The sequence below is a fragment of the Peribacillus sp. P4_C12 genome, from assembly GCF_056402095.1.
In genome coordinates this window covers 1-855 of record NZ_JBFUIB010000999.1, presented here as the reverse complement: position 1 = coordinate 855, position 855 = coordinate 1, and the positions used below count along the sequence as shown (strand labels likewise).

Genomic DNA, 855 nt, shown 5'->3' with positions numbered 1-855 from the left:
GTACGATACTAAACATAGCTGTACCAGAGGGGCAAGGCGTCCCTCCTGGAACAGTTATCTGTTATATCGGAAATCCGAATGAAAACGTAATGGTTAATAAGCCTGTTGCTGAAGAAATCAAGCCGGAAAACCACAAAAAAGAAACACCGAAAAAGACAGATCTACCTAATTTGCCAATTAGTAAAAATGTGGATCGTGTGATGATTACCCCGGTTGCACGTAAAATGGCACAGGCCGCTAATCTTGATATTGAGAAAATTCAAGGCACTGGACCGGGTGGAAGAATTACTAAAGATGATGTACAGAAAGCAATTAAGAGACCTGAATCAAAGCCTGAAAATAAAGAAGATAGTATCTTAATCCCTGCGCAATCTATAGAGAAAACACAGGAGATTCCTGTAAACGGAATGCGGAAAATTATTGCCACACGTATGCAGGATAGCTTACAAAGTAGTGCTCAATTGACTCTTACGATGAAGGCAGATGTAACCGCTTTAATCAAATTGCAAAGACAAGCTACAGAAATTATTCAAAAACATGATGATAGTAAACTGACGGTCACAGACTTTGTTGCCAAAGCTGTCGTCCATTCATTAAAAGATCACCCTAAAATGAACAGTGCTTATGTAGAAGATAAAATCCATTTGTTTGAGCATGTTCATCTTGGATTAGCTGTTGCCTTGGAAAAGGGGTTAGTTGTTCCAGTTATTAGAAATGCGGACGCATGTTCACTAAGACAGATATCGAAGAAAGGTAAGGAACTAGCTATGCTTGCTCGTGAAGGTCAATTGCCATCTGAAGAAATGAATGGCTCTACTTTTACGATCAGCAATTTGGGAGCATACGGTGTAGAAC

The 855-nt window shown here is 39.6% G+C and carries 1 protein-coding gene; it reads left to right on the top strand.

Annotation, left to right across the window (positions count from 1 at the left end):
- The coding region (locus tag AC1DUW_RS30820) for a dihydrolipoamide acetyltransferase family protein (protein ID WP_477644449.1) at positions 1-855 on the top strand (855 nt) is incomplete at both ends.